Below are 25,999 nucleotides of genomic sequence, written 5' to 3'. Positions count from 1 at the left end.
AAAGCTTTATTAGACGGACTAACATCAAGTGATACCAAAGCGGCTTTACCAGGGGGCTTGTTGCAAAAATTGAAGATGTTTCTGAGGTGCCTAATTGAGCACCTCTTTTCATGTGTAGATTCCGAAGATATTGAAGAGTTCATTGAGGAAGGCGGATCTCTCCTGCACCCTCAGCTCGTCACGACGTAACCAAAAATCAAACTGGCCTTTATTCAACATCCTTATCCTCTCAAGTTGGGGTCCCTTGGTGCAATCGATGCTGTAGATTTGGAGAAATAGATAATGCAAAAAAAAACTGAAGAGTATTTAACCTCCATTGGTTGGAGTAGTGAACGTATGGTTGAATTACCTGAAGAATATTCAGATTATTCAATCAATGATAATGCCAAAAGCATATTAAGGAATATATATGGGCTTACTCTAATTACTAAGACTGGTCATAAGAGGTCTTTACGTCTAACGAGTAAGAATTTTGAATTCTCAAAAAGACATGTTGAGGAAATGATTGAGGATTATAAACTTCCTTTAGATTTGTGCCCAATCGGCTCGCTGTCTGAATTTGGGGGTTATCTATATATAGATAAACAGGGGGGGGTTTATTACTTAGATGGAGAACTATTATTTTTGGGTTCAAATTTAGATGAATTTATCGAAGCGATAGTTTTCTATGAGAGGAAAATGATCGGGATTGACGAGCCTGAACCTTGTTGTTGTGTCAACTATCCAGAAGAAATTAAGAGCCAATTAACACCCTCGCAAAGGTTAACGTATTACAATTCGAAAACGCCGGCCCCCTGGTTGTATGACATCGAATTAGGTCTTATTCCGCTGTAAATCGCTTTTTTAAAAGGTAAAGTTATATCTGGGGTGTTCTTATGAGCACCTCATTTTTATTCTCTGGTTAATAATGTTTCCAGAGCCTGTGTCTCTACACTACACATCGACCTATGTCTTGATGAGTATTGTCACAGCCTAAACAGGGCATTACTAAATTGCGCCTACACACAAAGTACGTATTAATTCCTATTATGTTCAATCGCGTGACTCCGTAACGAAGAACGGCTCCCAATGGGTTTGATTTGGCGCTGGGTTGGATACATGTGGGAGAGTCTTAAGCCGAATTTTGTATCAGCCCGATGTAACAGACATTCTGCCTATAGAAAGCACGTTTTGCCTAGCCTTTTGAACACTATAAATTTATAAACTTTAGTAACATACCTAAAAAACTAAGTTCAATGAGGTTGGTATGTCTGCCCCCCCTGGCTGTAGCTTTCCCTTTCCTAGTCGTACTTCTATGTACTTGGAAACATGGGTTCTGTCGCAAATTTGTGAGTGTTTAAAGTGAGTAATGGTTTTTTTGAGGTCTTAAAATGATAAAAAGTAAAGTTCCTATAGTGCTTTTAGCCTCTATTGTGGTGGCCGTGGGGAGTAACTACTCGTACGCGGCAAAAATTGTAGAAGATGGCCAGATAAGTGTTAATCCCACCCCCAAAACTCCAGAAAGAAGTACGAAGTCAATGGTGCTAACTTTGGCGATGGTGGACTTTGATAAAAAAACGGGGATGATAAATCGATATTCTGCATCGTATCCTAGTATTATTATTCCTAAAGTATTGGATGGTGTAACAGTTAAAGAAATAGGGAAGTTGGCGTTTTATGGCAACAATCTCACCAGCGTGACCATCCCTGATTCGGTGACCACCATTGGGAAGAAGGCGTTTGGTGACAACAATCTCACCAGCGTGACTATTCCCGATTCGGTGACCACCATTGAGGGGGAGGCGTTTTATAGCAACAATCTCACCAGCGTGACGATTCCTGATTCGGTGACCACCATTGGGGAGGGGGCGTTTGCATTCAACGAACTCACCAGCGTAACTATTCCTGATTCAGTGACCACCATTGGGGAGTTGGCGTTTGACCACAACAATCTCACCAGCGTAACCATTCCTGGTTCGGTGACCACCATTGGGGAGTGGGCGTTTGGAGGCAACAATCTCACCAGCGTAACCCTTCCCGATTCAGTGACCACCATCAGGAAGGGGGCGTTTTATAGCAACAAGCTCACCAGTGTGACCATTCCTGATTCAGTGACCACCATTGGGGAGTGGGCGTTTAGAAACAACAATCTTACCAGCGTGACGATTCCTGATTCAGTGACCACCATTGGGGAGGGGGCGTTTGGTGACAACAATCTTACCAGCGTGACGATTCCTGATTCAGTGACCACTATTGGGAAGTGGGCGTTTGGAGGCAACAAGCTCACCAGCGTAACCCTTCCTGATTCAGTGACCACCATTGGGGTGGGGGCGTTTGCAAACAACAATCTTACCAGCGTGACTATTCCTAGTTCGGTGACCACAATTGGGAAGTATGCGTTTACAAACAACAATCTTACCAGCGTGACCCTTCCTGATTCAGTGACCACCATTGGGTATATGGCGTTTGCAGAAAACAATCTCACCAGTGTGACCATTCCTGATTCAGTGACCATCATTGGGGAGTTTGCGTTTGACCACAACAATCTTACCAGCGTGACCCTTCCTGATTCAGTGACCACCATTGGGGAGTGGGCGTTTGGAGGCAACAATCTTACCAGCGTTACCATTCCTGATTCAGTAACCACCATTGGGGAGGATGCGTTTGCAGAAAACAATCTCACCAGCGTGACCATTCCTAGTTCGGTGACTACCATTGGGCAGGAGGCGTTTGCAAACAACAATCTTACCAGCGTGACCCTTCCTGATTCAGTGACCGCCATTGGGAAGCGTGCGTTTAATGGTAATGCTCTTTCTACTATCAACAATGCGCCTTCAGATGGCTTTATTTTTGCTCGCAATGAGGATGGCACCGAAAACAAGAAGGTTGTTATTTCCTATGGTGGAGCAACAAAGGAGGTAACCATTCCCGATTCAGTGACCACTATTGGGGAGGGGGCGTTTTCGAGCAACAATCTCACCAGCGTGACCCTTCCTGATTCAGTCACCACCATTGGGAACTGGGCATTTAATAATAATGCCCTCTCTACTATCAACAATGCGCCTTCAGATGGCTTTATTTTTGCTCGTAATGAGGATGGTACTGAAAACAAGAAGGTTGTCCTTTCCTATGGTGGAAGAACAAAGGAGGTAACCATTCCCGATTCAGTGACCACCATTGGGTATGGGGCGTTTGCTTACAACAATCTCACCAGTGTGACCATTCCTGATTCAGTGACCACCATTGGGGAGTATGCGTTTGCAGGAAACGAACTCACCAGCGTGGCCATTCCCGATTCGGTGACCACCATTGGGAAGCGGGCGTTTGAAGAAAACAAGCTCACCAGCGTGACTATTCCTGATTCGGTGACCACCATTGAGTATATGGCGTTTGCAGAAAACAATCTCACCAGCGTGACCATTCCCGATTCGGTGACCACCATTGGGGAGGTGTTTGATGATAGTGTGAAAATTAAATGGAATGTAAGCGTCTTTAAATCGACTCATTGATTTTCAAGTATTAACACAGATACCGCAAATTACTGCGCAAGCGTCTCTAAATCGACACCTTCTTATGATGGGCTTGTTGCAAAAATTGAAGATGTTTCTGAGGTATCCATCTGGGTGCCTCTTTTCATGCGTAGATTCCGAAGATATTGAAGAGCTCATTGAGGAAGGCGGATCTCTCCTGCACCCTCAGCTTCGGCTCGTCACGACGTAACCAAAAATCAAACTGGCCTTTATTCAACATCCTTATCCCCTCAAAACCTTGAATCGTTGACCAAACCCGCTTTCGAACCTTGAAGCCGCCGGTGGCTTCGATAAGCTTTTTGATGGGAGCATGGTCAGATTCAATGCCATTGTTGAGATATTTCACTTGTCGATGTTCTACATCTTGCCGTAAGCGGCCTTCACGATTGAGACGATCAATGGCGTTCCCATAAGACGAATGTTTGTCAGTATTCAATGCGTTGGGATGAAAGGAAGCTTTGTAGCGACGTAAGCAGCGTTTGATAAATTGATAAGCGGCCTCTTTATTACGCTTATGAGAGAAGAAGAAATCCACCGTTTCCCCACGTTTATTGATGGCTCGATAGAGATAATGCCATTTGCCTTTCACCCTGACGTAGGTTTCATCAAGCTGCCAGGAAGAATCGATACGAGTGAATTGATAACGACGCAACTTCTTATGTAGGATAGGCCCATAGTGTATAAACCAACGATAAATCGTGGAGCGATTCACGAATACACCGCGTTCGGCCAGCATATCACTGAGGTTTGCGTAGCTCATTGCGGTAGTGCCATACCACCGCACACACCATAAGATAAGTTCGGGGGTGAAATGTCGCCATTTGAATTCAGACTTGGCCATAACGCATTGCTCAGTGATGATTCATACTTAAAGTCTGGCGGGTTGTGAGGTTTTTGCAACAAGCCCCTATACAGACTCATTATCCGATTTTTTCTAGAGTAGACCTTCCGATTCTAGATGACTTAAACTTTCTTTAGATAGTGACTTATTAAGAAAATCCATAAAGTTATCATCATCAACATCATTTGAGAATATATAAAAGTCCTTTCCATCTTTTCTAAACTCTATATCAAGTTTTCTAATTATAGAGTTTATTTCGGATAAATAGTCTTCTCTATACTTGTTATCCATAGAAAAAATTTTTAAATCATGAAAGCCTTCTATTTCAAAGTGCTCATATTCAGCTGTATTCCAAACGTAATACTTGGCGTTTTCATTATGTTCAGACTTCCACTTCTCAACTTCATCTTCTGAAGATATCCCGACTAGAACTTCAGGAGTTTCGTTTTCATCAAATACTAGAGTAAAACCAATGGAGTGAGGTCTTAGCGAGTTTTTTTGAGTATAACTATCTATAATGTTTTTTAAAATATTTACTAACACTTTATATCCTTCTAATTTCCGAATTTTCCGTTGAGTAATTCATTTGATATATTGTTAAGCTCATGTATTATACCTTCAGCACTATTTTGACTAGTCATTCTATCTAGAACTAGTTTCTTATAACTATTAGTATGTACTCGAGAGTGAGCAACACTATCTAATCCATAGTCATTTTTCGCCATGTTGAGACAAATGATCTCTAGTAGCAACGTCTGGATGTGTGGAGTTAGAAATAACTATATGGTGTGCTGAATTGGGATATTCAGGCTCTACAGCTCCATTATTGGGCTTGTTGAAAAAATTGAAGATGTGTCTGAGGTGCCTATCTGAACACCTCATTTCATGCGTAAATTCCAAAGATATTCAACATCCTTATCCACTCAAAACCTTGAATCGTTGACCAAACCCGCTGCCATAGCACCGCACACACCATAAGATAAGTCCAGCGGGTTGTGAAGTTTTTGCAATAAGCCCGATGTAACAGACATTCTGCCTATAGAAAGCACGTTTTGCCTAGCCTTTTGAACACTATAAATTTATAAACTTTAGTAGCATACCTAAAAAACTAAATTCAATGAGGTTGGTATGTCTGTATCCCCTGGCCGTAGCTTTCCCTTTCCTAGTCGTACTTCTATGTACTGGGAAACATGGGTTCTGTCGCAAATTTGTGAGTGTTTAAAGTGAGTAATGGTTTTTTTGAGGTCTTAAAATGATAAAAAGTAAAGCTCCTATAGTGCTTTTAGCCTCTATTGTGGTGGCCGTGGGGAGTAACTGCTCGTACGCGGAAAAAATTGTAGAAGATGGCCGGATAAGTGTTAATCCCACCCCCAAAACTCCAGAAAGAAGTACGAAGTCAATGATGCTAACTTTGGCGATGGTGGACTTTGATAAAAAAACGGGGATGATAAATCGATATTCTGCATCGTATCCTAGTATCATTATTCCTAAAGTATTAGATGGTGTAACAGTTAAAGAAATAGGGGAGTGGGCGTTTTATGGCAACAATCTCACCAGCGTGACCATCCCTGATTCGGTGACCACCATTGGGTATGGGGCGTTTGCAGAAAACAATCTCACCAGTGTGACTATTCCTGATTCAGTGACCACCATTGGGGAGTGGGCGTTTTATAGCAACAAGCTCACCAGCGTGACGATTCCTGATTCAGTGACCACCATTGGGAAGGATGCGTTTTCAAGCAACAATCTTACCAGCGTAACTATTCCCGATTCGGTCACCACCATCGGGGAGTATGCGTTTTATAGCAACAAGCTCACCAGCGTGACGATTCCCGATTCGGTGACCACCATCGGGGAGTATGCGTTTTCAAGCAACAATCTTACCAGCGTAACTATTCCCGATTCGGTCACCACCATTGGGTATGGGGCGTTTAGAAACAACAATCTTACCAGCGTGACCATCCCTGATTCGGTGACCACCATTGGGAAGTATGCGTTTAGATATAACAAGCTCACCAGCGTGACCATTCCTAGTTCGGTGACCACCATTGGGAAGTATGCGTTTGCATTCAACAATCTCACCAGTGTGACCATTCCTGATTCAGTGACCATCATTGGGGAGTTGGCGTTTTATCGCAACAAGCTCACCAGCGTGAATATTCCTGATTCAGTGACCACCATTGGGGAGGATGCGTTTGTTGATAACAAGCTCACCAGCGTGACCATTCCTGATTCAGTGACCACCATTGGGGAGGGGGCGTTTAGAAACAACAATCTTACCAGCGTGACTATTCCTGATTCAGTGACCATCATTGGAAAGCGAGCGTTTGCTTATAATGCCCTGACCCGTTTAACCCTTCCCGATTCAGAGACCACCATTGGGGAGGGGGCGTTTAGAAACAACAATCTTACCAGCGTGACTATTCCTGATTCAATGACCACCATTGGGGAGGATGCGTTTGTTTACAACAATCTCACCAGCGTGACCATTCCTGATTCAGTGACCACCATTGGGTATGGGGCGTTTGTTGGCAACAATCTCACCAGTGTGACCATTCCTGATTCAGTGACCACCATTGAGGGGTTGGCGTTTAGATACAACAATCTTACCAGTGTGACCATTCCTGATTCAGTGACCATCATTGGGGAGGGGGCGTTTTCAGAAAACTATCTTACCAGTGTGACCATTCCTGATTCAGTGACCACCATTGGGGAGGGGGCGTTTGATTATGGTGTGAAAATTAAACGAAATTAATACGTTTTTGGGTGTTGCCACATTATTATGTGGTAATGCCTGAATGTGTAGGATATTACGTGTCCACATCAAATTTAATTTGGATGTGGTGGCCTACAGCGTCCTAGCTCGATGCGCAGCATCGCTATCTTGGCCAATCAATAAACAAGACGGCAGAACTGACCGACAAAAGCCATTCAACCGTGAAGCGGGTAAAGGCAGCTATGTACAATAAAACAAGCCCATATACAGGGCGGTATGTAGCATTTCATGTGGAAGAGTGACCAATATGTTCAAAAGAAGTGATCTAAAAAGTATAGATTTCAAAAATGATCAATTAGAATTTTATCGAGGGCTTTACTCGACTTATTACAATCAGTTTGCATTTAGAGTGGCAGCGTCTGAAGAAAGTATTCGAATAACACGGGCACCTAAGCTAGAAAAAGATAATGGCTTGTTGTTTTGGCTAGCCGCTGAACTTCAAGAAAATTGGAGTGGTAGAGAGCAATACTTTCAGCGCTTCATTCAAAGCTCAGATTTTAAGGAAATATCTGAATCTGAATTTAATTCAATGGTATTTTCACGGTGTGGTGAGTTAATAACTAAACCGAGCTTGCCGCTTAGTTCTGGTAACTTCATAGGGGCTCTTGCCATGTGTACTATGGAAACAGAGCTAACAGTTGATTTATTTGCAGAATACGATAATGAGTATATCCATTTTATTTGAGAGTCTACAGCCTAACAAGAGGGAGCGTATTAAAAAAAACGGGCTTGTTGCAACAAGCCCTATGTTATTGATGGTGCTTTTAACCACCAAAGTTTTCTAGAAACAATACCTGGGAAATGGGGAAGTAATGGTGATTACACGCTTTTAGGAACAGGTGTTAATAACTGTCAATCTTACACTAGTGCTGTTCGGGAAGAGATTGAATCTTCTTTTAAACAAGAGTAATGATTAAATGACTATAAAAAAAAGCATAGTATGTACTTTTTTGTCGATGTTAATTTTCGGATGTTCTAATGATGAAGAAATTGGAGGTTCAGTTCTTATATTTAATGAGAAAGAACAAGCATTAGAAATTAAAGATATCACTACTAAAATTAAAAAATTCTCATTTCCTGTTTTGGAAAATATCAGTCAGCCTATTATTATTCAGGGAAACAATGACTTTATATCTCTTACTGAAGGGTATGGTAAAGATGAACATGTAATAGATCTTAATTCAGGAAAAGTCTCTTATAATAAAAACACTATTGCTAGTGTAGTTATCTCCGATGAAAGTAGGTTTTTCTTTGAAGATGCTGATCCTCCGAGGCAATATCTCTTTTTTCAAAGTGGTGAGAATTTGAAGAAGCTAACTACCATCACTAATTCTAGTGCGGTTAGTGGTGATATTATTGGTAATAGTTATGTATCATGGTATATACCTCGTGAAATGAGGATGATTATATATACATTTTCCGGACAGTTAGTCGATGATTTCACTTTAGATTGTACTGATGCAATTTATTTAGGAAATGGAAAAACCTTTTGCCTAAGAAGTAGTAGTCCGTCAATAATATATGATGTCCATAATAAATTGGAAGAGGTTATTGATCTAGATTTTACTGGTCACCATATATTGTCACTATCAAAAGATAAAAATGTAGTTTTCTTTATGGTAACCTCACTCTCTTTTGATAAAGGTAGCTTTTTATCAGAAATGTTAGATATATATAGCTATAATATTAATGATAAAAAATCGGAGCTGGTTGGAGAAAAGGTTCAGCACTACGCTTCCGGTCTTAATATCCTCATTGAAAGATAATTATATTGGGTAAGCGTCTTTAAAGGGGCTTGTTGCAAAAATTGAAGATGTTTCTGAGGTACCCATCTGGGTGCCTTTTTTCATGCATAAATTCCAAAGATATTGAAGAGTTCATTGAGGAAGGCGGTTCTCTCCTGCATCCTCATCTTCGGTTCATCACGACGCAATCAAAAATCAAACTGGCCTTTGTTCAAGGTTGTTGCAACAAGCCCCAAAGAAGTGAAATCGACGTTTCTGAATTATGCAGTGAATCGAATGATGGGGAAGACGGTCCATCCCAACAATTTTCGAGTCTCTTGTCGAACCCTAGAAGAACACGGCCTAATTATGCGCAGGAAGGAAGAGTTGGACTGGTATGTGAATATCACGCCTGAAGGGTTTGATTTGGCGCTGGGTTGGATACATGGGGGAGAGTCTTAAGTCGAATTTTGTATCAGGTCGATGTAACAGACATTCTGCCTATAGAAAGCACGTTTTGCCTAGCCTTTTGAACACTATAAATTTATAAACTTTAGTAGCATACCTAAAAAACTAAATTCAATGAGGTTGGTATGTCTGTACCCCTTGGCCGTGGCTTTCCCTTTCCTAGTCGTACTTCTAAGTACTGGGAAACGTGGTTTCTGTTGCAAATTTGTGAGTGTTTAAAGTGAGTAATGGTTTTTTTGAGGTCTTAAAATGAAAAAAAGTAAAGTTCCTATAGTGTTTTTAGCCTCTATTGTGGTGGCCGTGGGGAGTACGTACGTGGCAAATGGCCGGATAAGTGTTAATCCCATCCCCAAAACTCCAGAAGGAAGTACGAAGTCAATGGTGCTAACTTTGGCGATGGTGGACTTTGATAAAAAAACGGGGATGATAAATCGATATTCTGCATCGTATCCTAGTATTATCATTCCTAAAGTATTGGATAGTGTAACAGTTAAAGAAATAGGGGAGTGGGCGTTTTATGGCAACAATCTCACCAGTGTGACCATCCCTGATTCAGTGACCACCATTGGGGAGGGGGCGTTTGGAGGCAACAATCTCACCAGCGTGACGATTCCTAATTCAGTCACCACCATTGAGGAGGGGGCGTTTGCAAACAACAAGTTCACCAGCGTTACCATCCCTGATTCGGTGACCACCATTGGGGAGGGGGCGTTTGCAGAAAACAATCTCACCAGCGTGACTATTCCTGATTCAGTGACCACCATTGGTGGGGGGGCGTTTTCAATGAACAATCTCACCAGCGTGACGATTCCTGATTCAATGACCACCATTGGGAAGAATGCGTTTGGAGGCAACAATCTTACCAGCGTGACCATTCCTAATTCAGTCACCACCATTGGGAAGAATGCGTTTGCAAACAATAATCTCACCAGCGTGACTATTCCTGATTCAGTGACCACCATTGGGGAGGGGGCGTTTGCATACAACCCGCTCACCAGTGTGACCATTCCTGATTCAGTGACCACCATTGGGTATGGGGCGTTTGCTTACAATAATCTCACCAGTGTGACCATTCCTGATTCAGTGACCACCATTGGGGAGTGGGCGTTTAGATACAACAATCTTACCAGCGTGACGATTCCTGATTCAGTGACCACCATTGGGCAGGGGGCGTTTACAGAAAACAATCTTACCAGCGTGACCCTTCCTAATTCACTGACCACCATTGGGAAGTGGGCGTTTGGAGGCAACAATCTTACCAGCGTGACGATTCCTGATTCAGTGACCACCATTGGACAGGGGGCGTTTGATGATAGTGTGAAAATTAAACGAAATTAATACGTTTTTGGGTGTTGCCACATTATTATGTGGTAATGCCTGAATGTGTAGGATATTACGTGTCCACATCAAATTTAATTTGGATGTTGTGGCCTACAGCGTCCGGCTGTGATAACACACTGTAAGGATTTATAGGATGATTAGAGTATATTTAGTTATTGCTTTGTCTTTTTGCCTAATTGGATGCCCCGGTTCGGAGGGAGATACAGGTGATATAAATGTAGATATTGGAAATACAAAGTTATCAATCCCCAAGAAGTATCTTTTGTCAGGTTTTCCACAGTCGCTGGTAGCCAAAGGCAAAGAATTTGATGTTGAGAAAAGCATCTTGCTTGGTGTGCCTGTGTCTGACTTAGGTTTTACTTCTAAATCACACTCAGGCCTTATTGATCAGGTAACTACTTTGATCTCGGGATTGAGTAATCGACTCAATCCCGATGCTGTAGATGCATGGAATCGAAAAGGTTTATTTGAAAATAGAATTGTTGAGTTTGATGATGAAATGAAACTTTATCGGGTTTATCCAGAAGCTGGGTACCCAACTACGTGGCATTACTTTAAAACATCACCTATTGTTGGGGGGGAATTTCGGTTAAACTGGGTATCCAGTTGTATGTCTCCTCCAGGAACGGATGGCAAAGATTTATCAAAAGTTTACTGCCATCTTATTAGTTATTACAAAACTGTTGAAATCCAGATGTCTTTATATGGTGATAACATAAAAATCATGAACTCTATTAACTCTAGCTATCTCAAATTACTGTCTAGTTGGGAAGTTAACAGTAAGTAATTGGAAGCTAATTCCTATCTGAGAACCTTAGTTCAAACGTATTAAAGAGTTATTTAGCATGGCGGGTTGTGAGGTTTTTGCAACAAGCCCACACAAACAGCGTGTCGCATAAGTACTAAAACGTTAGAGATAAAAATGAACATAGCACTCCGAAAATTAACTAAAAAACATTTACCTGCATTTTCAATGCTTTGGCAATTTTATCAATACCATCAAAGTAATTTTGATAACGAAGATATCGATAGTTCAGGCAGATTTGATATTGATGAAGAATACCTCAGAGGTGTCGCTGCGGGTGACGAAGACTGTGACGCTTACTTAATCGTTGTTGAAAACAATCTCGCCGGTTTCGTGACTGTGGAGTCCACAGAAATATTAGAGCGTGAAATGCCTGAGCTGTCTGATATTTTTATCCTACCTAAGTATCGTTCAAAAGGGATCGCTGTGCATGCTGTTCGCCAGTTAATGTTAAATAGCTCATCAAATTGGCATGTAGCCGTTTATAAAAAAGACTGCGAAGCATTAAAGTTTTGGGACAGAATTTTTGCGAAATTACCGATTGAGAATGTATTGAAAGTTGAACCATCTGAGACCGAAGGCTTTCATGAATTTGTGATTACAAATAAATAAAATATGCATGACATGATGGTTATAAGGGGCTTGTTGCAAAACCTCACAACCTGCCTGTGAGGTTTTTTGCAACAAGCCCGCATTTTTACTATGCGTTGGTTTTAGTGATTAAGGTGGTATGAGGTTACATCAGTGTTGCGTTACTCACTTCTAACTAAATGACTAAATTAACTATGCCACTACACAGATTCTATCCAAGATGCATAAAACAGGACGGGTATATGTATAGCAATGAGAGGGTTATCACCAAACAACAAGTCAATGCTAACTCTGGGTACGTGGTCATTTCTCCATTAAAGGTGGCTTGGGTTGGTGGCATTTTTCTAATATCTATCATTGGAGGCTTACTCACATTTTCTTGGGATGCGCTCGTTGTTTTCGCCATTTCAACAGCAATTTCTTTATGTTTAGGGCATTCACTTGGAATGCATAGGCGGTTGATACATAAAAGTTACCAGTGCCCTAAATGGATGGAGTATTTGTTTGTTCATTTGGGAGTTATCGTTGGACTTGGAGGCCCTTTCGGTATGATTTGGACTCATGATATTCGTGATTGGGCACAGAGGCAGGAACAATGCCACAGCTACTTCGGTCATCAACAGCCAATGCTAGTCGATTTTTATTGGCAGTTGTTTTGCGATATTAAGTTGAAAAGTCCGCCAAAAATACAAATTGAGCCTGAAGTTGCCAATGACAAAGTCTATCAATTGATGGAAAAAACTTGGATGCTCCAACAATTACCAATTGCGGTGCTTTTGTTCATGTTGGGCGGGGTATCATGGGTAATATGGGGAGTGTTTGTTAGAGTCTCAGTATCTATCTTTGGTCATTGGTTAATTGGCTATCATGCCCATAACGAAGGTCATCGAGATTGGCACGTAGATGGTGCCAGTGTTCAAGGTCATAATGTGCGTTTTGCTGCAATTCTTACGATGGGTGAAAGTTATCATAACAATCACCATGCATATCCGGGGTCTGCTAAATTGGCACTTTATAACGGACAAATTGATCTTGGGTGGTATGTATTGAGGTTGTTTTCTCGTTTTGGCTTGGTTTGGAATGTAGTTTTACCTCATGATTTGCCTGATAGAGCCGAGTTAAGGCGGGCTTGTTGCAAAAACTGAAGATGTGTCTGAGGTGCCTATCTGAGCACCTCTTTTTATGCGTAAATTCCGAAGATATTGAAGAATTCATTAAGGAAGGCGGATCTCTCCTGCACCCTCAGTTTTAGGGAGGGTTACACAGATATGGAAAATTTGTGGTGAAGTGCTAGTACGATGAGCAAAATCGCACTAGCAAAAAGTAAAATTTTTTAGTTTCGTACTAAACAACTTAAGTTAAATCAGAATGAAATGCCTAGACCTTTCTCAAGGAAAGCTAGAAAAAAACCATGATCCAACACCAAAGCCCCAAAGCGTTCCACCACATAAAGGCCTTAAATTTTTTAGAATCTGTTTGCTCACGATGCCGAATAAAAGGATAAGCAATACAGTAATTAATAAACCGACTTCCAACATCCCACGATGCTTGATACTTCGGTCTCATATAACCGTTATAGTCGTAATACTTATTTAAATCTTTAGCCAACTGCTTATCTATGAAAATAATGTGTTTAAAACTACCCAGCGAGATCATTGGTAATACAACTACCGATGGAAAGCACCAGGCTATGGCATAAATAGCTATAAACTTTCGAGCAAAAAATAATATTACATCAATAGATTCTATCATTCGGTAGCCCACTCATACGCAAAATCAGCTCCCCATTTACCAGCAGCAGTGCCGAGGTTTTTGCAACAAGCCCCTTGATATGGACCATCAGCCATCTTTTGCGGCCCAAGTAGCCGGTAGAGAAGCGGCATTAGGTAGAACTCTAACAAAAGCCGAACGTTCTGCTTTGAAAGCTAACACGCCAGCAGTAGCGTCACCAAGGAAAATACATCAGCAGACCAGCCCGACTTATGGCGGCAGAAATACTCCGGCGCGAATAGCTGAAGATGCAGCAGATCTTGGATCAGCTGCTGCACGAGATCGTGCGATTTTTAACGAGGCAATGAGAAACCGATGACTTTAACTATTGAAATGATAGCGAGTTACTTAGGTAAAAATAGCTCTGCGATTCTTTCCGAACATCCTTTTAAAGACTGGAAGTATGAAAAATCGACTGAGAATGACCTTGAAAGTACTCAATTTGATTATGTCTTTCCGGACGATGGAATGGACTTCGTAACTGATGAGCAAGATAAGGTCAGTAGTATTTATCTATACTTCGATGGGTGCCGAAACTTTGGCGAAGACCTTAAAGATTTGGAGTTGAATTCAAGGCGCAATGAAGTCATTGTCTTATTCGGTTCTCCATCTAAAAGCGGTGACGCGATCAGTGACCCAGTTCTCGGTGAGTACGGAGCTTGGGATCGATTTTCACGCGCTGGGTTTGCTATCCATATCGAGTATCGTGTGGGCTCAGAGACAATTAATAAAGTTACCTTGATGCGAGCTGACGTAGTGCCCTAGTTCCAAACGGGCTTGTTGCAAAAATTGAAGATGTTTCTGAGGTACCTAATTGAGCACCTCTTTTCAGGCGTAAATTCCATAGATATTGAAGAGTTTATTGAGGAAGGCGGAGCTCTCCTGCACCCTCAGTTTCGGCTCATCACAACTTAACCAAAAATATAACTGAACTACTTTACAGTGTAATAGATAATGCAACAAAAAACTAAAGAATATCTCACCTCCATGGGTTGGAGTAGTGAACGTATGGTTGAATTACCTGAAGAGTATTCAGCCTATTCAATCAATGACAATATCAAAAGAATTCTGAGAAATATATACGGTCTCACTTTAATTGATGACGGTGGTTATAAAAGACCTTTAATTCTGACGAGAGATAATTTCGTTTCTGTAAAAAGGATTGTGTCAGAAACGATTGAAGAATTTATGCTTCCTTTTGAACTATATCCAATTGGTACAATGGACGATATGCCTGGTTACCTATTTTTGGATAAACATGGACGCTTTTATCACTCAGATGGAGACATTTCTTTTCTAGGTGAAAATTTAGATGAGTTTATTGAAACTATAGTTTTTAGGGAAAGAAAGTGGGTCGTTATCGAGTACCCAGAGCCTTGTATGTGTGCCAACTACCCAGAAGGTGTTGAGAAAAAATTAACATCTTCACAAAGGCTCACCTATTATAGTACCACAAAGCCAGCACCTTGGTTGTATGACATCGAATTAGGTCTTATTCCGCTGTAAATCGCTTTTTTAAAATGTAGAGTTATATCTGGGGTGTTCTTATGAGCACCTCATTTTTATTCTCTGGTTAATAATGTTTCCAGGGTCATGACTCCAACCTGTTGATTAAGTGTAATATTCTCGTTCAATAAAGGTGCCGATAACCTTATCGTGCATTTCTTCTGATTTAGAGAAACCAATGGTTTTCCTGGCTAGACGCTTAATACGAGATCTGAGTGTAAGGTTGGTTCTTTCTATCCTTTGGGTGTATCGTTTTCCAATGATATGTTTCTCTTTCGGGAGACTCGATGAGTACACGCTATAGTCATCGGTGCAATAAAATGGGATTGTGAATTTTGATAATAGCCGTTGTAGCTCATTAAAGGTATCGGTATCTCTTTTCCCAAAAGCATGAGCAATCACACGTTTATATCGAGGTTCCCATGCGTACCAAAGCCAACGTTGATTTTTCTTCTTAGCAACAAATGACCATTGCTCGTCCACTTCGCATATCAATTCAATATTGGCGAAGTCAAAAGGTATCGTTGTGACTTGTTTTGGCGTGAGCTTTTTTTAAAGTGCGTAGTACGGTGTTATATCCCACCTTTAATACACGTGCGGTTTCTCTAACACCAGAGCTATTCATAGCCATATCTACGATTTGTTCTTTAACCCATGGCTTGTAGGCTTCGTAGGCATAATCGAGTTGGAATGAACGCTTGCAATCAAGGCAACGAAATCGCTGAAAGCCAGCAGCCCCTATACCATGTTTCCGTACAGGCTCGCTTTGATTACAAAAGCGACAGTTTACTTGAATGGTAGCCATCGAAATACCTCTAAAAAGTGAGGTCATATTCTATCACACAATCAACAGGTTGGAGTCATGACCGGTTTTTGCAACAAGCCCCTTTGGTGGGCAGTTTAATATTTCTTCTGAACGATAATTCTCAGAAAAATACCCCCCTTCTGGGTGTGGTCTTAAGTTGAACTTGTCAATTAAATATTTAACTACTGAAGACATAATCTTTAATTCTTATTAATCGTGGAGATAAATTATATTTATATATTTATAAAATTCAAATGTAAATCATTCCGACTTCATATAGTGTGATCTATCAAACATTAACTGGGATATTAAATTACAAATTTAATTTTAATTTATTCTCTAAATCTGGTTTTGTCGCAAACTTTTGGAGACTTGGGCATAATTAAAGGCTTGTTGAAAAAACCTCAGATACATCTTTAGTTTTTTACAGTTTGAGGAATTAGCCCAGCACAGTCGATTATGCAAAGAATGCAAATGATATAATTAAAACAAATTTCTTGAACAATCAGTTGCACCTTGATAATCTTAAAAAAGTAACGGAAGTAAACCATTTAATTTCAATACCCTACTAAAATCCATAAATTTTTATATAATAAAAACATCAGAAGTTAATATTAATGAATACTAATAATCCAAGTTTATTATCAATGCTTATTGGCCAACTTTCAGCCAATAAAAATAGGACAGCTATTAAAAAAGGAAGCCTACAATATACATACAAGGATATTATTAAAGGTGCTTGGGCTGTTTCACAACTATTAAAAAAGATATTTACTGAAAAAGGGCAGTATATTGGTATATATACTGAACAGGACGAAAGTATGTATTACGGCGTATTTGGCGCCCTATTATCCAACATGGGATACGTTCCTCTAGCTCCAGAATACCCCGACGAACGTATCGAATATATGATTTCAGATTCTGGTGTAAAGGTCATTTTCACCAAGCAGAAATATGTAGATAAACTTCGCAACTTCATTGATGACGATACACACATCATCATACTAGAACAGCTTGACTTTTGTTCATCAGATGCATTTATTCCTGAACTCCTTGCTCAGCCTCAAGAGCACGAAAACTCGCCAGCTTACATGATTTATACCTCAGGGAGCACAGGAAAGCCTAAAGGTGTTGCTATCAATAGCCATAATATTGCCAATCAGATGCAGTGGGTATCGGAAGAGTTGAAGTTCAATAACAGCAAAACCATCTTGCAAAAAACACCAATGAGTTTTGATGCCGCCCAGTGGGAAATACTGTCCATTTGTTGTGGTACAACCGTCGTTCTTGGTGACTCAGACTTGTATAAGAACCCAAACAAAATTATTGCTGAAATAAAACAGCATAATGTGACATCTCTTCAATGTGTACCAACCCTACTAAAAGCTCTGCTGTCATATCGTGAATTTTATTCATGCGATAGCTTAGTGGAAGTGTATTGTGGCGGAGAAGCACTCACCAAAAAGCTGGCGTTGGAGTTCAAAGAGCATCTACCCAATAAGCGATTGATCAACCTGTATGGTCCAACAGAATGCACGATTAACGCCTCTTATCTTTATGTTGATCTGAATAAGCTAGAGCACTATCCAGAGGTTATTCCGATTGGCACTCCTGTTAGTAATACCGAAATATTCATCTGTCGTGATTCAGGGGAATTGGTCGAAGGCCATGAAGTGGGTGAGATCTGCATCAGCGGGGTTCAGCTATCGCCGGGCTACCATAACAATAAAAGGGCAACTACCGAAAAGTTTATTCTGACTCAAGGCCTAAACCATCAAGCTGAGCAGTTAATCTATAAAACCGGAGATTTAGGTTTTCGCGACAACATGGGTAACCTCCACTTTGTAGCAAGAAAAGATCACCAAGTTAAAGTCAGAGGGTATCGCATCGAGTTGGACGAAGTGAAAGTCGCAATAGAAAGCCATGACTGGGTTAAGCATGCTGGAGTTATTGTTACGGAAAATTCTCGAACGGAAAACAAAGAAATATCAGCCTATGTAGAACTAAATCCAAGAGAAGCTGCGCTAATGGACCAAGGGCTAGACCAAAGCCATCACGTCTCCAAAAACAGCAAAAAGCAAGTCAAAGCCCAGCTGTCTAACCCTGGGGTGAGAACATTTTCATCAAATGAGCGAAGCGTCAAACTGCCCGGTCAATCCGAGACCACAGCGCAGTCACAAAAAGCGTTTGCGAGAAAAACATACCGGAGCTTCAAAGGAGAGAAATTGGACGTTCAAGATTTAATCTCGTTAGTGTCTCGCTCCAATCAGACCAATAAAGACGCTGGATTCAATCACACGATTGAAGAATTAGGATCCATCATGAGGATGTTCGGTCAGTTTCATAGCTCAGAGAGATTACTACCTAAGTATTCTTACGCCTCTCCGGGTGCGCTCTATGCCGTGCAAATCTACGTTGAATTATCTGATATATCGGGAATTGCAAATGGTGTCTATTATTACAACCCAATTGACCACTTATTCACTTTGGTCAATACAACGACTAAACGTAACCAAATAAAAATTCACCTAGTCGGCATTCGTTCGGCCATTTCCTGTGTATATACAAACAATGTCCTTGAAGTGTTGGAAATGGAAGCCGGTCATATCATAGGCATGTTTGATGATGTCTTATCTGACTACGGCTTGCATGCTTCAAAGTTGTACCAATCCAGTGACCTTGCCAGTGGAGTGATCACAAGCAGCGACTCGTTGTACCTGGCGAGTTTTGATGTCATTACTGACCCCAAAAGCGCTCACAATTCTCCTGTAGAAACGTACATTCAAGCTAACAACTCAAAAATTGCCCAACTAACGTCTGGAACATACCTCTGCATGAATGGTGATATTAGATTTATCTGCGAAAAAAACATTCGCAAGAAAGACATGATAGCCATCAATCAAAGAGTCTACAACGAGTCTCATTTTGGTGTGTCGTTAGTGGTCTCCGATGAAAGCCGTTGGGATGCGTATATATGGCTCGGCCGTGAGCTACAAAGGCTGCAACTAAACAAACAAGGAATAGGTTTGATGTCGTCTGGCTACAGCTCTAAAACAGGTCATGACCTCCCTTCTTGTAAGCGAATGAGAGACATACTCAGTGGCGAAAACAAAAAGGTCGGCGCATTCTATTTCGCCATTGGCGGTCCTATCACCAAAGAGCAAATTCGTTCACAAGGTATGAAGGAAGATCTCATTCACTCAAAAGGCCCAACTGAAATCCTCAGAGATGACTTAAAGAGAACGCTCCCTATCCATATGATTCCAAATAATATTGCTATCTTGCATACCATGCCACTTACCTCAAATGGTAAAGTGGATAATAACCAGCTCAAACAACTCGCTCTTCAAGGGGAAAATAGTAACAATGCGGTCATTACTCAGCCAGAAAACGATCTACAAACCACACTGGCGCAAATTTGGTCATCAATTTTAGGATACAACAATGTCTCAATAGACGATGAGTTTTTTGCCTCTGGCGGGGACTCACTCAGTGGCGTCATGTTGATATCTGAGATCAATGAGGCTTTGGGTGTTTCCCTACCTCTCCAAGTCCTGTTTAATCAATGCAGCGTAAGAAAAATTGAACATCATATTGTAAAATGCAGTGAAACAACAACGCTTAGAGTTTTGCCATTAAATCAACGACAAGGTGATAAAAAAATATTCTGCTGGCCAGGCCTAGGAGGTTACCCAATGGGGCTTAAGAACCTAGCAGAAAGAGTTGATGACCAATTTTATGGCGTTCAAGCCTATGGGATTAATGAAAATGAGCTGCCTTACTCGACCATAGAGGATATGGCCGCTGAAGACGTTAAAGCAATTAAACAAGTGCAGCCTACAGGCCCATATTATCTTTGGGGATACTCTTTTGGTGCTAGGGTTGCGTTTGAAACGGCCTACCAACTGGAAAAACAAGGAGAGGTAGTAAAACAACTCGCTCTCATCGCGCCTGGCTCACCAAAACTCAATATTGCATCTCATGTAGAGGAAGTAGCCTGCTATACCAATCACAAATACCTCACAATATTGTATTCCGTTTTCTTTAGAAAAATTACAGGTAGTGATCTTGAACAGTGCTTATTACAGGTGAATAGCAAAGCATCATTTATCGATTTTGTTCAACATCACCTACCGGAAATAGACACAGGTACAATCGCGCGTATTGTTTCCATTGTTGAACAAACCTATGATTTTAAATACAGCTTTAGAGAGTTAGAGAAACGAACCATCAAGGCTGAGATTTCTATATTAAAGTCCATTGGTGACGATTATGCATTTGTTGATGGTAGTGATAGCTACTATTTGACAACACCAAGCGTATTCAGCTTAACCTATGATCATTACCAATCGCTGTCTGTTGGTGGCTCTAAAGAAATATCAGAAATCCTCAATGAATCCAGCACTATTTACAACACCATTAACCAAGCTTCATAAGAGAGACACATCATGCCACATGTATTGATTAAACACTTCCCCTCACACATTTCTCGGGAAGACAAAGAACGCATTGCCAATAAGATAGCGAACGTCATTTCATCAGGGTTTGACTGCCCAGATGAGGTTGTCTCCGTCTCCATGCAGGATGTGGAGCAAGAGCTCTGGAATAAAGATGTTTACCAACCTGATATAGAAGATAGACAAGACATCTTAGTCAAGAAACCCAACTACTAATTCACACAGCGTGGTCCAAGACCACGCTATTTAATCTTAAGAGCGGATTATGAACAAATTAGCCTCGAGAAAAAGCAACACCATCAAGCCAAGTTTTACCAAAGATGGCATTTATTTCAATGGTAAGTTCATTGAAAAGTATGGAGAGATAGACCGAAGTACTTATCATGCAGACCCACTTCATTCCAATAAGAAGTTTGGTCTCATTGTTCCTGCCACCAATACGACGATGGAAAAAGAAATCTGGAGCATCCTTATTGATAACCATAACGTTGATTCACTGCGTGGTATTGGCTTTCACACGTCGAATGTACTGACCCCAAAACCTGAGATTAACAGTGAACAAGATATTGAGCGCTATAAAACTAGCTTCTTAGCTGGGTTACAAGACGCAGTCAATATAGCCAAGCTTGCGGACCCCGATCACCTGATATTGGGCATGAGCTTAGAACATATCTTATACGGCATTGACCAAGTCTCTACGCCCATTGATAGCACTATAGCTACCACCAATATGGACTGGTCAACTTGCCATCAAGCCATAGATCTCGCACTCAAACAATATCAAGCGAAAAATATTGGAATTATCACGCCATTTGAAGCGCAAGGGAACGCTTCTGCGAAAAAAATGTTCCAGGATTTGGGTTACAACGTGGTCGCCGATGTTGGCTTAGCGTGTGGTAACACTCAACATATTGCCCATATCCCAGATTCACTCAAGCAAAGCGCTATCTTGGGTTTACTCGATGTGAAAAGCAATAATTTAGACGCAATCGTTCAATGTGGTACAAATATGAGCTTTGTGAACCTCGCAGAACAATTAGAGAGCAGAATCGGCGTCCCTCTACTTAGTATCAACGCCGTTGTGCTTTGGCATGCACTGCGAAGTAACGGCATCTCGGATAAGCTCATCAATGCCAGCCGAATTTTCCGTGATCACTAGCTTGGAGGTTTTAAAACATGAAGAACAAATATTTTCTGCTGGCAGTCATTGGTTTAATTTGGGGCTCTCAGTTTATATTTCAAAAAATTGCACTCACCGCTTTAACACCACAGCTGGTTGGCGTTGGTCGAGCCATCGTGGGTTTTATTACACTATTTGTTATGTGTAAGATGCTAAACGTACAATCCAAGGGTGGCACCTCTTGGATTGTCTACATGCTGATCGGACTGCTAGAAGCATCAATACCATTTACGCTAGTGCCATGGGGACAGCAGTATGTCTCCTCGTCCATTGCCTCAGTGCTTATTGGCACCATTCCATTTTTTGTCATCTTATTTACGCCACTACTAAGTGCAGGGAACAAAATTTCTCGTGCCAGTATTCTTAGCGTCTTCGTCGGTTTCTTCGGCTTACTGTTTCTATTTGCACCGGGCATTATAGAGGGTAATAACTCATTAAACTTTTGGGGGGCCACAGCCATCCTTGGTGCCTCCGCGTCGTTTGGTGTAGCGCTTCTACTACTGTCTAAATGTGGAGATGAGCACCCATTAATTGTGGCAAGAAATGTATTGGGCTCAGCTAGCTTACAGATATTACTGATTTCACTATTTACTGGTAGTCAAATACCAAGAAATATAACCTTAGATTCATTTTTATCTATCGTCTACCTAGGTGTAATGTGTGCAGGAGTAGTGTATTTCCTATATATGATACTCATCTCAAATGCTGGCCCAGTATTTGCTTCATTAACTAACTACCTTGTCCCAACCTTCGGTGTATTGATTGGCTTTGCTTTCGCTCATGAACATGTTGGTTTAAACACTTGGGTAGCATTATTACTCATATTGATAGCTGTTGCATTTAACCAAAAAAAAGCAACTGGTGAGATAGTACATGAGTAGTTTGGGGGAGGTTATTACGACTATTTGCTAGAAAAACCTTGTAATATGTGTTTCAGGTTTCAAGATACTTTTTCTGGGCTTGTTGCAAAAATTGAATATGTGTCTGAGGTGTCTATCTGAGCACCTCTTTTCATGCGTATCTTTCAAAGATATTGAAGAGTTCATTGAGGGCTTTGTAGCGACGTAAGCAGCATTTGAGAAATTGATAAGCGGCCTCTTTATTACGCTTGTGAGAGAAGAAAAAATCCACCGTTTCCCCGCGTTTATTGATGGCTCGATAGAGGTAATGCCATTTGCCTTCCACCCTGACGTAAGTTTCATCAAGTTGTCCGGGTGAATTGATAACGGCGTAACTTCTTATGTAGGATAGGGCCATACCACCGCACACACTCATATAGATGATAGAATCAAGCATGCTTTTAGAAAGGTATCTTTCAAACAAGATAGTTTGGCAAGGCCGCATCCCAAGAAGCTTTTTTCAAGTTTCTTTTTGTAAAAACAAATGAGGAGTAAAAATGCAATATGACCATGTCGACCGTTTGTTGGTGCAGTGGCATCATCAAAGACCAGATTTGGATTGTTCACCGATGGCAGTAGTTGGCCGACTCAGCCGAATGAGTAGAATGTTTGATAGTAAAATCAATGCTACATTTAAAAAACATTCATTAAGTTCAGTGGAGTTTGACATCTTAACTACACTTCGGCGCTTCAATGAACCCATGACACCAACTGAGCTCTATCAAACATTAATGTTATCTTCTGGTGCTATGAGCACACGTATTGAAAAACTTGTACAAAGAGGGTTTATTGAACGTATTGCTAACTCAGAAGATAGAAGAAGCTGTCGTGTTGTTCTTACCCCAGAGGGCTCCATCCATGTTAATAAAGCTCTAGAGGATCACTTAGTTAATGAAAAAAAGATGCTTGAACCTCTGTCAAATGAACAGTGTGAACAACTATCCCAACTGCTCCGAGCTTGGCTACTGGCTAATGAATCTTAATTACTAACCCATAATATCTATTGTTTAAGCGGGCTTGTTGCAAAAATTAAAGATGTGTCTGAGGTGCCTAACTGAGCACCTCTTTTCATGCGTAAATTCCAAAGATATTGAAGAGTTCATTAAGGAAGGCGGAGCTCTCCTGTACCCTCAGTTTCGGCTCATCATTACGTAACCAAAAATCAAACTGACCCATTTGACGGTGTAAAAAATGAAGTAATAGATAATGAAAAAAAGAACTGAAGAGTATTTAACCTCCATGGGCTGGAGTAGTGAGCGTATGGTTGAATTACCTGAAGAATATTCAACGTATTCAATCAATGACAATGTCAAAAGCATTCTAAGAAACATATATGGTCTCACTTTAATTGATGACGATGGTTATAAGAGACCTTTACTTCTAACGAGTAAGGATTTTGATCTTGCAAAAGAATATGTTGTTGAAGCTATAGAAGACTTTAAGTTTCCTGTAGATTTTTACCCAATTGGCGAACACTCTGAATTTGCAGGTTACTTATATATAGATAAAAATGGTGATTTTTATTACTTAGAGGGAGAGCTATACTTTTTAGGCTCAAATTTAGATGAGTTTATCGAAGCGATAGTTTTCGAGGAGAGGGATATGATCGGGATCGACAAGCCTGAACCTTGTTGTTGTGTCAACTATCCAGAAGGTGCTGAAAGCAAACTAACACCCTCGCAAAGGCTCACTTATTTTAATTGGCAAACACCGGCCCCCTGGTTGTATGACATCGAATTAGGTCTTATTCCACTCTAAATCGGTCTGTTGCAACAAGTAAAGTTATATCTGAGGTGTTCTTATGAGCACCTCATTTTTATTCTCTGGTTAATAATGTTTCCAGAGATCGTCACAGCCTACACAGGACATTTTCGCTTTGTTATAACACTGTCGGTACGCATTAATAACATTATGTTAAGTAAAGTCGTTGAGCGGCCCTCTTTCAGGCATGATTAAGCAAAGTGAGCTCAACCCAAGTTACAACGTAACCTAGGTTGTGCTGCTTACTTACCTAGTCTTAGATCTTCAATCTTTCATTGCACAAAACCTACTTAAGCTTTGCAAGCTGACGTTTGAGGAATATAAATCTTTGGGCTGGAGTACCGGGTAATCCCCTCCACCACCATCTGTATTTTCATAGGCTGCTCAAACATGAAGTGAGTTAGGGCTGTGATTCATTAGGTGTAATTGTTTACTCATTTGGCTGTTTTAGTAACAAGTGCCAGAAAACCATCTACGCTATTTTAGCCATGTCGCTGTAAACCTCGCCTAATGACGGTGGAGATATATGGCGTAAGAGGCGATAGCAGCTGGTTTTGGAGTCTACATGAGTTTTTAACGATTCGATTGTTGTTGCGCCAGTAGGGTAAGCAAATTATGAAAGAGGCCACAAGGCAGAAAGTTTACTCTGTTCTGTAAGGTGACTATTTGCAGTCGTAACAGACGAGATTAAACTTTTTTCAAATGTTTTACCTTTGCGCTGATTGAAAGTGTGGGCGGGGATGAGACCAGCAAAAGTAAACAAGAACATACATAAACATAGTAAAAGGTTAATTATGCGAAACGTCATTTTATTATCGCTTGTCCCTTTCGCGTTCGTTTCACAGGCAGCTCAAGTTGTGGAATACACTCAAACTGATCTCTCTAGAGCACTCAATATCGCTGGTGAATCACACTATACCTCAATAAGTACTGAGCTGAGTTATCAAAACATGAATCAAGTGGATATTGGCCAAAAAACGTTAGTTCGTAAACAGCAGTTGCATTACGGCGTTCCTGTGTATGGCCAATCTGTTGTAGTAGAGCTCTCCGCGACAGGTTTTGTTCAATCGATAGACGGCAATGTAGTCGTTGGGATAGAAAACGATTTGAACTCGACAATACCAATGATCAGTGTCAACCAAGCGATTGAAATCGCAACTGGTATTCATCATGATTTTACATCTAATGCGCCTTCAGAGAATGATGCTCACGCTGAACTTATGATCTGGCTTGATGAACAGAATATCGCGTACCTTATCTACAAAATCGATGCAGTGAAAATGAACAATCTACACCATTCTCATTTTATCACGCTCGTAGATGCTAAATCAGGTGAGATTATGGACCAATGGGAAGCTCATCAAACCTCAGGGCTACAAGAACAGTGCGAATCGCTTCAAGAGTGGTCACCTTACGACTACTACTCTGAAGGTTCTTCAGTGAAGTATTGGGGCAACCGCTTTATTGCGATACAAGATAGCTGGGGTGCTGACCCGTATCAGAACTACTGGTTTTGGTCATTTGAAGGCAGCTGTATCGACGATTAATCAACGATAACAGAGAGTT

At 40.9% G+C, this 25,999-nt stretch carries 26 protein-coding genes and 4 pseudogenes; 21 read left to right on the top strand and 9 right to left on the bottom strand.

Annotated features, from left to right (window positions below):
• Positions 1 to 108: 108 nt before the first annotated feature.
• Positions 109 to 231: pseudogene (locus tag BS333_RS19640) on the bottom strand (IS6 family transposase); the annotation flags it as partial.
• Between the two features lie 51 nt (positions 232 to 282).
• Between BS333_RS19640 and BS333_RS19635 the strand changes: the two are divergent.
• Both BS333_RS19635 and BS333_RS19630 read left to right on the top strand, forming a co-directional pair.
• A complete protein-coding gene (locus tag BS333_RS19635; protein WP_101903963.1) occupies positions 283 to 834 on the top strand; it encodes an SUKH-3 domain-containing protein in 552 nt (183 codons plus the stop codon).
• 536 nt (positions 835 to 1,370) lie between these two features.
• On the top strand, positions 1,371 to 3,488 hold the full coding sequence (locus tag BS333_RS19630; RefSeq protein WP_101903962.1) for a leucine-rich repeat domain-containing protein: 2,118 nt from the start codon (positions 1,371 to 1,373) through the stop codon (positions 3,486 to 3,488).
• A 124-nt stretch (positions 3,489 to 3,612) separates the two neighbouring features.
• Here the strand turns inward: BS333_RS19630 and BS333_RS19625 are convergent, their stop codons facing one another.
• Entirely contained in the window at positions 3,613 to 4,350 is a 738-nt protein-coding gene (locus tag BS333_RS19625; protein WP_101903961.1) for an IS6 family transposase, read from the bottom strand.
• Positions 4,351 to 4,443: 93 nt separating this feature from the next.
• Entirely contained in the window at positions 4,444 to 4,893 is a 450-nt protein-coding gene (locus tag BS333_RS19620) for a hypothetical protein (RefSeq protein WP_021711933.1), read from the bottom strand.
• A gap of 709 nt (positions 4,894 to 5,602) precedes the next feature.
• Here BS333_RS19620 and BS333_RS19615 point away from each other — a divergent pair.
• The 4 genes from BS333_RS19615 (at position 5,603) to BS333_RS19605 (ending at position 8,892) form a co-directional block, all read left to right on the top strand.
• Positions 5,603 to 7,105, top strand: coding sequence for a leucine-rich repeat domain-containing protein (locus BS333_RS19615; protein WP_050568089.1), 1,503 nt, complete (start codon positions 5,603 to 5,605; stop codon positions 7,103 to 7,105).
• A 43-nt stretch (positions 7,106 to 7,148) separates the two neighbouring features.
• Complete coding sequence (locus BS333_RS22135; RefSeq protein ID WP_156007164.1) at positions 7,149 to 7,319, top strand: hypothetical protein; 171 nt, start codon at positions 7,149 to 7,151, stop codon at positions 7,317 to 7,319.
• Positions 7,320 to 7,373: 54 nt separating this feature from the next.
• On the top strand, positions 7,374 to 7,811 hold the full coding sequence (locus tag BS333_RS19610) for a hypothetical protein (RefSeq protein ID WP_021711924.1): 438 nt from the start codon (positions 7,374 to 7,376) through the stop codon (positions 7,809 to 7,811).
• A 232-nt stretch (positions 7,812 to 8,043) separates the two neighbouring features.
• Positions 8,044 to 8,892 carry a hypothetical protein gene (locus tag BS333_RS19605; RefSeq protein WP_021711925.1) on the top strand — a complete coding sequence of 283 codons (849 nt, stop codon included), beginning with the start codon at positions 8,044 to 8,046 and terminating at the stop codon, positions 8,890 to 8,892.
• Between the two features lie 80 nt (positions 8,893 to 8,972).
• Here BS333_RS19605 and BS333_RS22375 read toward each other — a convergent pair.
• Positions 8,973 to 9,086: pseudogene (locus BS333_RS22375) on the bottom strand (IS6 family transposase); the annotation flags it as partial.
• A 25-nt stretch (positions 9,087 to 9,111) separates the two neighbouring features.
• On the opposite strand from BS333_RS22375, the gene BS333_RS19600 reads away from it, so the two are divergent.
• The 5 genes from BS333_RS19600 (at position 9,112) to BS333_RS19580 (ending at position 13,200) form a co-directional block, all read left to right on the top strand.
• Positions 9,112 to 9,312: a hypothetical protein gene (locus tag BS333_RS19600; protein ID WP_418369079.1), complete on the top strand. Its 201-nt coding sequence runs from the start codon at positions 9,112 to 9,114 to the stop codon at positions 9,310 to 9,312.
• Positions 9,313 to 9,567: 255 nt separating this feature from the next.
• On the top strand, positions 9,568 to 10,656 hold the full coding sequence (locus BS333_RS19595; protein WP_218927354.1) for a leucine-rich repeat domain-containing protein: 1,089 nt from the start codon (positions 9,568 to 9,570) through the stop codon (positions 10,654 to 10,656).
• Positions 10,657 to 10,792: 136 nt separating this feature from the next.
• Positions 10,793 to 11,446, top strand: coding sequence for a hypothetical protein (locus BS333_RS19590; protein ID WP_021711910.1), 654 nt, complete (start codon positions 10,793 to 10,795; stop codon positions 11,444 to 11,446).
• 135 nt (positions 11,447 to 11,581) lie between these two features.
• Positions 11,582 to 12,076: a GNAT family N-acetyltransferase gene (locus tag BS333_RS19585; RefSeq protein ID WP_021711911.1), complete on the top strand. Its 495-nt coding sequence runs from the start codon at positions 11,582 to 11,584 to the stop codon at positions 12,074 to 12,076.
• A gap of 221 nt (positions 12,077 to 12,297) precedes the next feature.
• Positions 12,298 to 13,200 (top strand): acyl-CoA desaturase, encoded by a 903-nt coding sequence (locus BS333_RS19580; protein ID WP_021711912.1) that lies wholly within the window; start codon positions 12,298 to 12,300, stop codon positions 13,198 to 13,200.
• Positions 13,201 to 13,453: 253 nt separating this feature from the next.
• Here BS333_RS19580 and BS333_RS19575 read toward each other — a convergent pair whose 3' ends face one another.
• The gene (locus tag BS333_RS19575; protein ID WP_021711913.1) at positions 13,454 to 13,807 is read right to left on the bottom strand and encodes a hypothetical protein; all 354 of its coding nucleotides are present in this window, start codon (positions 13,805 to 13,807) and stop codon (positions 13,454 to 13,456) included.
• A gap of 79 nt (positions 13,808 to 13,886) precedes the next feature.
• Here BS333_RS19575 and BS333_RS19570 point away from each other — a divergent pair, with 79 nt between their 5' ends.
• From BS333_RS19570 to BS333_RS19555, 3 genes are all read left to right on the top strand, one after another.
• Positions 13,887 to 14,144, top strand: a complete 258-nt coding sequence (locus tag BS333_RS19570; protein ID WP_021711914.1) for a hypothetical protein — start codon at positions 13,887 to 13,889, stop codon at positions 14,142 to 14,144.
• Positions 14,141 to 14,590, top strand: coding sequence for a hypothetical protein (locus BS333_RS19565; protein WP_021711915.1), 450 nt, complete (start codon positions 14,141 to 14,143; stop codon positions 14,588 to 14,590). Before BS333_RS19570 ends, BS333_RS19565 begins: the two co-directional genes overlap by 4 nt.
• 189 nt (positions 14,591 to 14,779) lie before the next feature.
• The gene (locus BS333_RS19555; protein ID WP_081691989.1) at positions 14,780 to 15,331 is read left to right on the top strand and encodes an SUKH-3 domain-containing protein; all 552 of its coding nucleotides are present in this window, start codon (positions 14,780 to 14,782) and stop codon (positions 15,329 to 15,331) included.
• Between the two features lie 105 nt (positions 15,332 to 15,436).
• Here the strand turns inward: BS333_RS19555 and BS333_RS19550 are convergent.
• Positions 15,437 to 16,136 (bottom strand): IS1 family transposase gene (locus tag BS333_RS19550; RefSeq protein ID WP_101903957.1). Its coding sequence is split into 2 segments (ribosomal slippage): positions 15,437 to 15,883 and positions 15,885 to 16,136, totalling 699 coding nucleotides; the frame shifts between segments, so codons are not numbered across the junction.
• 33 nt (positions 16,137 to 16,169) lie between these two features.
• Positions 16,170 to 16,331 carry a cupin domain-containing protein gene (locus tag BS333_RS22130; RefSeq protein WP_158297090.1) on the bottom strand — a complete coding sequence of 54 codons (162 nt, stop codon included), beginning with the start codon at positions 16,329 to 16,331 and terminating at the stop codon, positions 16,170 to 16,172.
• Positions 16,332 to 16,753: 422 nt separating this feature from the next.
• Here BS333_RS22130 and BS333_RS19545 point away from each other — a divergent pair, with 422 nt between their 5' ends.
• From BS333_RS19545 to BS333_RS19530, 4 genes are read left to right on the top strand one after another with little or no spacing between them, the layout of a single operon-like run.
• A complete protein-coding gene (locus BS333_RS19545; protein ID WP_021710833.1) occupies positions 16,754 to 20,572 on the top strand; it encodes an amino acid adenylation domain-containing protein in 3,819 nt (1,272 codons plus the stop codon).
• A 12-nt stretch (positions 20,573 to 20,584) separates the two neighbouring features.
• The gene (locus BS333_RS19540; RefSeq protein ID WP_021710832.1) at positions 20,585 to 20,809 is read left to right on the top strand and encodes a tautomerase family protein; all 225 of its coding nucleotides are present in this window, start codon (positions 20,585 to 20,587) and stop codon (positions 20,807 to 20,809) included.
• A 49-nt stretch (positions 20,810 to 20,858) separates the two neighbouring features.
• Positions 20,859 to 21,752: a maleate cis-trans isomerase family protein gene (locus BS333_RS19535; RefSeq protein WP_021710831.1), complete on the top strand. Its 894-nt coding sequence runs from the start codon at positions 20,859 to 20,861 to the stop codon at positions 21,750 to 21,752.
• Positions 21,753 to 21,769: 17 nt separating this feature from the next.
• A complete protein-coding gene (locus BS333_RS19530) occupies positions 21,770 to 22,654 on the top strand; it encodes a DMT family transporter (RefSeq protein ID WP_021710830.1) in 885 nt (294 codons plus the stop codon).
• 160 nt (positions 22,655 to 22,814) lie between these two features.
• Here the strand turns inward: BS333_RS19530 and BS333_RS19525 are convergent.
• Positions 22,815 to 23,037 (bottom strand): annotated as a pseudogene (locus BS333_RS19525) (DDE-type integrase/transposase/recombinase); the annotation flags it as partial.
• A 132-nt stretch (positions 23,038 to 23,169) separates the two neighbouring features.
• Between BS333_RS19525 and BS333_RS19520 the strand changes: the two are divergent.
• Positions 23,170 to 23,655 carry a MarR family winged helix-turn-helix transcriptional regulator gene (locus BS333_RS19520; RefSeq protein ID WP_021710828.1) on the top strand — a complete coding sequence of 162 codons (486 nt, stop codon included), beginning with the start codon at positions 23,170 to 23,172 and terminating at the stop codon, positions 23,653 to 23,655.
• A gap of 85 nt (positions 23,656 to 23,740) precedes the next feature.
• Here BS333_RS19520 and BS333_RS22675 read toward each other — a convergent pair.
• Positions 23,741 to 23,845 (bottom strand): annotated as a pseudogene (locus BS333_RS22675) (IS6 family transposase); the annotation flags it as partial.
• 33 nt (positions 23,846 to 23,878) lie between these two features.
• On the opposite strand from BS333_RS22675, the gene BS333_RS19515 reads away from it, so the two are divergent.
• Entirely contained in the window at positions 23,879 to 24,430 is a 552-nt protein-coding gene (locus BS333_RS19515) for an SUKH-3 domain-containing protein (RefSeq protein ID WP_021710827.1), read from the top strand.
• A gap of 797 nt (positions 24,431 to 25,227) precedes the next feature.
• The gene (locus BS333_RS19510; protein WP_021710826.1) at positions 25,228 to 25,980 is read left to right on the top strand and encodes a hypothetical protein; all 753 of its coding nucleotides are present in this window, start codon (positions 25,228 to 25,230) and stop codon (positions 25,978 to 25,980) included.
• Positions 25,981 to 25,999 lie beyond the last annotated feature (19 nt).

This window comes from Vibrio azureus (assembly GCF_002849855.1).
GTDB classification, from domain to species: domain Bacteria; phylum Pseudomonadota; class Gammaproteobacteria; order Enterobacterales; family Vibrionaceae; genus Vibrio; species Vibrio azureus.
This window is presented reverse-complemented; position numbering and strand designations above follow the sequence as displayed.